This is a genomic window from uncultured Parabacteroides sp. (genome assembly GCF_902493135.1).
In the GTDB taxonomy this organism is placed as follows: domain Bacteria; phylum Bacteroidota; class Bacteroidia; order Bacteroidales; family Tannerellaceae; genus Parabacteroides.
On record NZ_CABUOD010000086.1, the window covers coordinates 1 to 5790 of the forward strand.

Annotated in this window: 7 protein-coding genes; 3 read left to right on the forward strand and 4 right to left on the reverse strand. The window is 45.5% G+C overall.

The window, feature by feature from the left end:
• Positions 1-218 precede the first annotated feature (218 nt).
• The 3 genes from RDN79_RS18850 (at position 219) to RDN79_RS18860 (ending at position 2736) form a co-directional block, all read left to right on the forward strand.
• Entirely contained in the window at positions 219-1028 is an 810-nt protein-coding gene (locus tag RDN79_RS18850) for a head GIN domain-containing protein (RefSeq protein ID WP_298550949.1), read from the forward strand.
• A 20-nt stretch (positions 1029-1048) separates the two neighbouring features.
• On the forward strand, positions 1049-1885 hold the full coding sequence (locus RDN79_RS18855) for a head GIN domain-containing protein (RefSeq protein ID WP_298550947.1): 837 nt from the start codon (positions 1049-1051) through the stop codon (positions 1883-1885).
• A gap of 65 nt (positions 1886-1950) precedes the next feature.
• Complete coding sequence (locus RDN79_RS18860; protein ID WP_298550945.1) at positions 1951-2736, forward strand: head GIN domain-containing protein; 786 nt, start codon at positions 1951-1953, stop codon at positions 2734-2736.
• Between the two features lie 2 nt (positions 2737-2738).
• Here the strand turns inward: RDN79_RS18860 and RDN79_RS18865 are convergent, their stop codons facing one another.
• Genes RDN79_RS18865 through RDN79_RS18880 form a run of 4 tightly spaced genes read right to left on the reverse strand, consistent with a single transcriptional unit; the run spans position 2739 to position 5618 of the window.
• Positions 2739-3752 (reverse strand): NAD(P)-dependent oxidoreductase, encoded by a 1014-nt coding sequence (locus RDN79_RS18865; protein ID WP_298550943.1) that lies wholly within the window; start codon positions 3750-3752, stop codon positions 2739-2741.
• 25 nt (positions 3753-3777) lie between these two features.
• Positions 3778-3978 carry a PLDc N-terminal domain-containing protein gene (locus tag RDN79_RS18870; protein ID WP_298550941.1) on the reverse strand — a complete coding sequence of 67 codons (201 nt, stop codon included), beginning with the start codon at positions 3976-3978 and terminating at the stop codon, positions 3778-3780.
• The gene (locus RDN79_RS18875) at positions 3971-4732 is read right to left on the reverse strand and encodes a metal ABC transporter ATP-binding protein (protein WP_298550940.1); all 762 of its coding nucleotides are present in this window, start codon (positions 4730-4732) and stop codon (positions 3971-3973) included. Before RDN79_RS18875 ends, RDN79_RS18870 begins: the two co-directional genes overlap by 8 nt.
• Positions 4716-5618, reverse strand: a complete 903-nt coding sequence (locus RDN79_RS18880) for a metal ABC transporter solute-binding protein, Zn/Mn family (protein ID WP_298550938.1) — start codon at positions 5616-5618, stop codon at positions 4716-4718. Before RDN79_RS18880 ends, RDN79_RS18875 begins: the two co-directional genes overlap by 17 nt.
• Positions 5619-5790 lie beyond the last annotated feature (172 nt).

Here is a 5790-nt window from a genome sequence, read left to right on the forward strand (position 1 = left end):
CAACCCCTAACCAACTTTGTTAACCTTAAATCTAATACTATTATGAAAAAACCACGGTGCAAAGATACGGCCTTTTTCCAATTTGTCAAGAGTTGAAATGCTAATTTGTGTTGTAAAGCATATAAGAAAAACTAATTCATGAAAAAGTAAAGAAAATATGCAACCGTAACATCTCCTTGCTCGTCTATAAAAGAAAATAAACGAAAATACGACAAGACATGAAAACAAGAGCATTTTTCTTTATGGTTTGTATCTGGCTGCTGGTAACGAACGGATTTGCCCAGAATACGATAAAAGGAGACGGGAATATTATCACGAAAGAAATTTCCATATCCGATTATGATGAAATCTCATATGTGGGAAAGGTGAACATCGAATATGAACAATCCAATGCATCTCCCTTTTTTAAGATAACGATAGACGAGAACATATTGCCCTACCTCGACATAAAAGTAAAGGGCAAGACATTGATCGTACAGCCTAAAGATGAAAAAAAATATTTTAACGGAAATTCTTATGGACTCAACCTCCAACCGACTGTATGTGAAATAAAGACCAACTCCCGTGAGCTGAAAGAGATAAGTGCAGTCGGTGGCGGGGAGTTTGTCACCAAAAGTCCTCTTAAAACCGATAAACTGGATATCAGCATTGCCGGGAGCAGCACAATAAACCTCGATAAGCAGCTGGAAGCACGCAAAATCAACTTTAGCGTGGCAGGATCGGGAGATATCAAAGCAACCAAACTGAAAGTAGACAACCTGGATTGCAGTGTGGCAGGCAGCGGCTCCATCCGGCTCAAAGGAGAGGCCGAAAGAGGAGACCTGAGTGTAGCCGGCGGTGGGGATATCAGCGCATTCGAATGTATCCTTCGGAAAGCGGAATGCAGCGTTGCAGGTGGCGGAGACATTGAAGTACATGCGGCCGAACAATTGGACGCCAGCATAGCCGGCGGTGGCCACATACGATATGAAGGAGATCCGGAACTCAGCAAAAGCGTCATTGGCGGAGGTTCGATCAAGAAAAATTAATACTTATAATACCATAGAATATGAAAACGACATTAACAGCATTAATAGCTTTCTTGTTTATATGTACGACAGGCGGATATGCCGAAAAAGTGAAAGGTAACGGAAATATTATTTCCAAAGAAATTCAGATATCCGATTACACGGAGCTGAATATCAGAGTAAAAATCAATTTCAACAATAACGGTTCCCTATTCAATAAAAAAGAATACAAAGGTCCGGCATTTAATTATATGCAAGGATCAGGAAGTTCCAACCTGCAAATTACAGTAGACGAGAATTTGTTCTCGTTACTGGACATATCTGTTTCGGACGGATGCCTGTATGTCCGGACAAATGAAGAAAAACAAGAATTATATCCGACGAAGTTTATTATCAACAGCTCTTCCCGGATCCTGGAAAAAGCAAAAATATCCGGTTCCATAGATTTCTTTTTGCAGAATAACCTTTCAGGTGAAAACCTGAAGGTAGAAGTATCCGGTGCGTCGGATGTATATATGAACAAACCGGTCCGTATCGCAAACGCATGTGAAATAAAAGTCAGCGGTGCCGGCGATATGGAAGCAAAAGACCTGATATGCGGGAATATCAAAGCAGGCGTCGCCGGAGCAGGTGATCTGAATCTGAAAGGAAAGGCCGAGAAGGGAGAATATAAAGTATCCGGCAGTGGAGACATAAGTGCATACGGATTCATGGTAAAAGACCTGAGATGCAAGGTGAGCGGCAGTGGAGATATTGAGGCATACGCAACCGAAACGCTCGAAGCATCCGCTTCCGGAAGCGGAGACATCTGTTACAAAGGAAATCCTAAAGCTAATACACGTTGTTCGGGAGCTGCCGATATCACAAGAGTGAAATAAATTTCCTACATTTGTAACCGAAGTGCGGCAAACGCGTCCATAAGTATAACATAAAGAAGACATACATGAAAACAAAAGGTTTACTAATGATCGCTTTCCTGATAGGAATGTTTTTCTCTGTCCAGGCAGCAGACCATGTGAAAGGAAACGGAAAGCTCTCGACCAAGAAAATAACGATCGACGACTTCAATGCCATCAAGTTCGACGGGGTGATCGACTTCAACTACGAGCAGTCGGAATCCACTCCGCATATTGAAATAACCGTAGACGAAAACCTACACCCGTACGTGAACATCGACATCAAAGACCGTGTTCTTACCGTCGGGTTCAAGGGCGTAAAAGTCGACCATTTCACCAAATTCATCGTCAAGACCAACTCCAAATGGCTGAAAGAAGTAAAAGCTTCCGGCAACGCGAACTTCATGGCTAACAGCCCTCTGACAGGTGACGAGTTGAAAATCAACGCTAATTCCAACTGTCTCGTCCAACTAAAACGGAAAGTCGAAGTCGGCAAGCTCGACCTGAACGTGTCCGGTAGCGCCAATATGGTCGTGAATGAACTAAAAACCGACAAGTTGGAATGCAGCATTAACGGATCCGGCACGATCAACCTGAAAGCAGGAAGCGCCGAAGAAGCAGACTACAACATCACGACCGACGGTGAAATCATGGCTTTCGGGATAGCAGTGCCCGAAGTAAACTGTAAAATCACAGGGAAAGGTTCCGCTCAGATCCATCCGACCAACAACCTGAAAGCAACAGTCGTCGGTAAAGGAAATATCCGCTATAAAGGCCCGACAGCCGTACAACAGAAAGTCATCGGCAAAGGAACCGTTGAAGAAGTAAAATAAAACTACAGCCAGCCTTCCTTCCGATACCATTCTATGCTTTCTTCCAGGCCACGGCGTAACGGGTAAGCCGGGACGAAGCCCAATTCATCCTGAAGCGGTGTAACATCACAAATCCAGTTACGCTGTTTCAGGATTATATATTTATCCGTATTCAATGTCATACTCTTCTTCAGCAACTTGCCTATCCACTCGGAACCCTGGCAGGCTATATGCACCAGCCCCATCGGAATACGGGCATGCAGGACATGTTTCTTCCGCAGGATTTCCTGTATCATCCGGGCAAACGATTCATCCGTATAGACATCACCGTCCGCCACGAAATAATGGCGGTTCCGGACAGCCTCATTCTCCAAAGCAAGGAAAGCGGCGGTAGCCAGATCCTTTACATATATAAAAGTAATGCGCTGGGGCGTAAAGCCGACGGCAAAATCAAAACCGGACTTTATACTTTTGATCTCCATGAAGTAATCTTTCTCGCCCGGCCCGTACACTCCTGTCGGACGCAGGATCACATACGGGAAATAAGATTGGTGCCGCAAATAATTCTCCGCTTCCAGCTTGCTCTTTCCATAGTCCGTATCGGGCAATTGAGGATCATCCAGCGAGATAGGACGGAACGTTTTCTCGTCCCCACGGCCATAGCTGCTCAGGCTGCTCATCAGCAAGAACTTCTCCGGCTTGCAACCTGCTGCGGCAAGCGCCTCGATCAGGTTGGCCGTATTTCGGGCATTGATACGATAAAAGTTTCTTTTATCAAGCGTCTTGGTCAATCCGGCATTATGGATCACATAATCCCAAGGACCATGTTCACGGACAAAACCGGCCAACTGCGCGGTCAAGGATTCACGGTCGGAATATTTCAAATCGATAAAACGAATCCGTTCATCCTGCAAATTAGCACGGCTACTTGTCGAACGGACACCCGCCCAGGTTTCATATCCCCGTTCAAGCGCCTCCTTTACCAGGAAACCGCCAATAAAGCCACTGGCCCCCGTAATCAATATCTTCTTCTTCATTGAAAAATCAGGAATTATCCGTTTTCTAATTCTTTTTAATGTAATAAGTATAGTAATACAGCAACAGACCGATCCAGTTCAATACGACAATAGTCAGTATCCAAAGGATTTTTTGTCCGCGACTGATGAAAGGATTCTGCCTCACAGCGGTAATGCCGAAAATAAGGACAGCGATACCGACAATATATCCGACCTCCGGTAGGCCTATCAAACAAAGTTTATTCATGTTCGTGTTTTTTCAAAACCCGGTGCGGCAAATCGCCATGTCCGATCAGTTCTATAGGACAAGCATATTTCTCGCCCAGCCACTCTTCGGACACATCCGCTCCAGGATGGTAATGTAATGTTTCGTTTACACAAGCAATGTTTTTCACCATCGCCAATATAGTCCCGATATCATGTGAAACCAGAATGATCGCGCTCTCCTTATTGATTTCGTCCAAGAGCTTATAGAAATGAGATTCGAACCGCTTGTCCACATACGAGTTCGGCTCATCCAAGATCAGCACTTGCGGACGGGAAACAATGGAGCGTCCCAGCAACACACGCTGTAACTGTCCGCCGGACAGTTCGCCGATCGCCCGACTTGCCAAACCTTCCAGTCCCATTTTTCCAAGCACTTCCTCCACACGCTGTTTTTGGCTTGCACTATAAGAACGGAAAAGCGGCTTTTCCGAAGCCAGCCCCGAAGCGACCACCTCGCGCACCGAGATCGGGAACTTCTTATCGATGTTGTTCAATTGAGGAAGATAGCCGATCCGGAGAGAAGGGACAGCCTGTCCGTCCTCATAAAAACGGACTGTGCCGGAGACAGGCGGCAACAGGCCGAGTATAACCTTCAGTAAGGTTGTCTTTCCTCCCCCGTTCGGTCCGATAATCCCCAAGAAATCATCTTTCCAGACCGTCAGAGAGATGTCCCGCAATACGGTTTTATTGCCGTAGGCGGCCGTCACATGTTCTATGTCAATCAGTTTCTCCATCGGCCAGTGCTTTCGCTATATGAATCAGTTCCGTATTCCAATGATAATCCAGCGGGTTGATCTTCACGAGCCGGCAACCTGTTTCCTTCGCAATCAGTTCGGCATTTTTCTGGTCGAACTCCTGCTGGATAAAGACAACTTTCGCGTGGCGCTCTTTTGCCGTCGTCACCAATTGCTTCAACTGGGCCGGCGAAGGTTCTTTTCCATCCATCTCGATACAGAGCTGGACGAGGCCGAATTCATCGGCAAAATAGGTCAAAGCAGGATGATAGATGATAAACGTACGGTCGGTCAGCGGATCGAGCAGACGCTTGATCTCGGCCTCCGTCTTTTCAATCTCCGCCAGCAAAACTTCATAATTCTTCCAATAATACTCCGTATTCTCTTTATCCAGTTCGATAAAAGCGTTCAGCGTATTCCAAGCAATGACCTTTGCCCCTTCGATGGAACTCCAGATATGCGGATCGATACCGCCTGCATGATGGTGGTGATGCCCGTTATCGTTATCCGTTTCATGCCCATGCTCTTCTTCTTCCGTCTCTTTTACAAACTGCATACCCTTCGATACATCGAATATCTTCAAATCGGGATTGTTCTCGCGGATCTTCTGCATCCATACCTGCTCGAAGCCGATATGACCGATTTGCAGATACGCTTCGCTCTGTCCGATCTGCACCATCTGCCTCGGAGTCGGATCATAGGTTTCCGGACTCTGCCCGGATGGAACTACACAATGGATAGCAAACTTATCTCCTGCGATCTTTTCGGCAAAGAAACGTTGCGGCTCTATCGTCACCGTCACCACCTTTCCTTCCGCCAACTTTCCGGTACATGCGGCAAGTAGCGACAGTATCGTCAACAGGATATATATTCCGGTATATTTCATCTTATTTTTTATTTTGACAAGGATACAAAGATAAAAACATTCCGGCAAATAACCATTCATGTTTTTATATAGTATCACCGCAGAGAAAATTATTCTATTGGCTCATATCCTTAAACATGAATCTTGTGAAAATAAATTTGTTTTCGCCTTTCCTATATATAATATTTGCCTA

What these genes read in the sequence shown, in the direction of transcription:
- RDN79_RS18850 (WP_298550949.1), top strand. Translation starts at nt 219, where the DNA reads ATGAAAACAAGAGCATTTTTCTTTATGGTTTGTATCTGGCTGCTGGTA.
- RDN79_RS18855 (WP_298550947.1), top strand. Translation starts at nt 1,049, where the DNA reads ATGAAAACGACATTAACAGCATTAATAGCTTTCTTGTTTATATGTACG.
- RDN79_RS18860 (WP_298550945.1), top strand. Translation starts at nt 1,951, where the DNA reads ATGAAAACAAAAGGTTTACTAATGATCGCTTTCCTGATAGGAATGTTT.
- RDN79_RS18865 (WP_298550943.1), bottom strand. Translation starts at nt 3,752, where the DNA reads ATGAAGAAGAAGATATTGATTACGGGGGCCAGTGGCTTTATTGGCGGT.
- RDN79_RS18870 (WP_298550941.1), bottom strand. Translation starts at nt 3,978, where the DNA reads ATGAATAAACTTTGTTTGATAGGCCTACCGGAGGTCGGATATATTGTC.
- RDN79_RS18875 (WP_298550940.1), bottom strand. Translation starts at nt 4,732, where the DNA reads ATGGAGAAACTGATTGACATAGAACATGTGACGGCCGCCTACGGCAAT.
- RDN79_RS18880 (WP_298550938.1), bottom strand. Translation starts at nt 5,618, where the DNA reads ATGAAATATACCGGAATATATATCCTGTTGACGATACTGTCGCTACTT.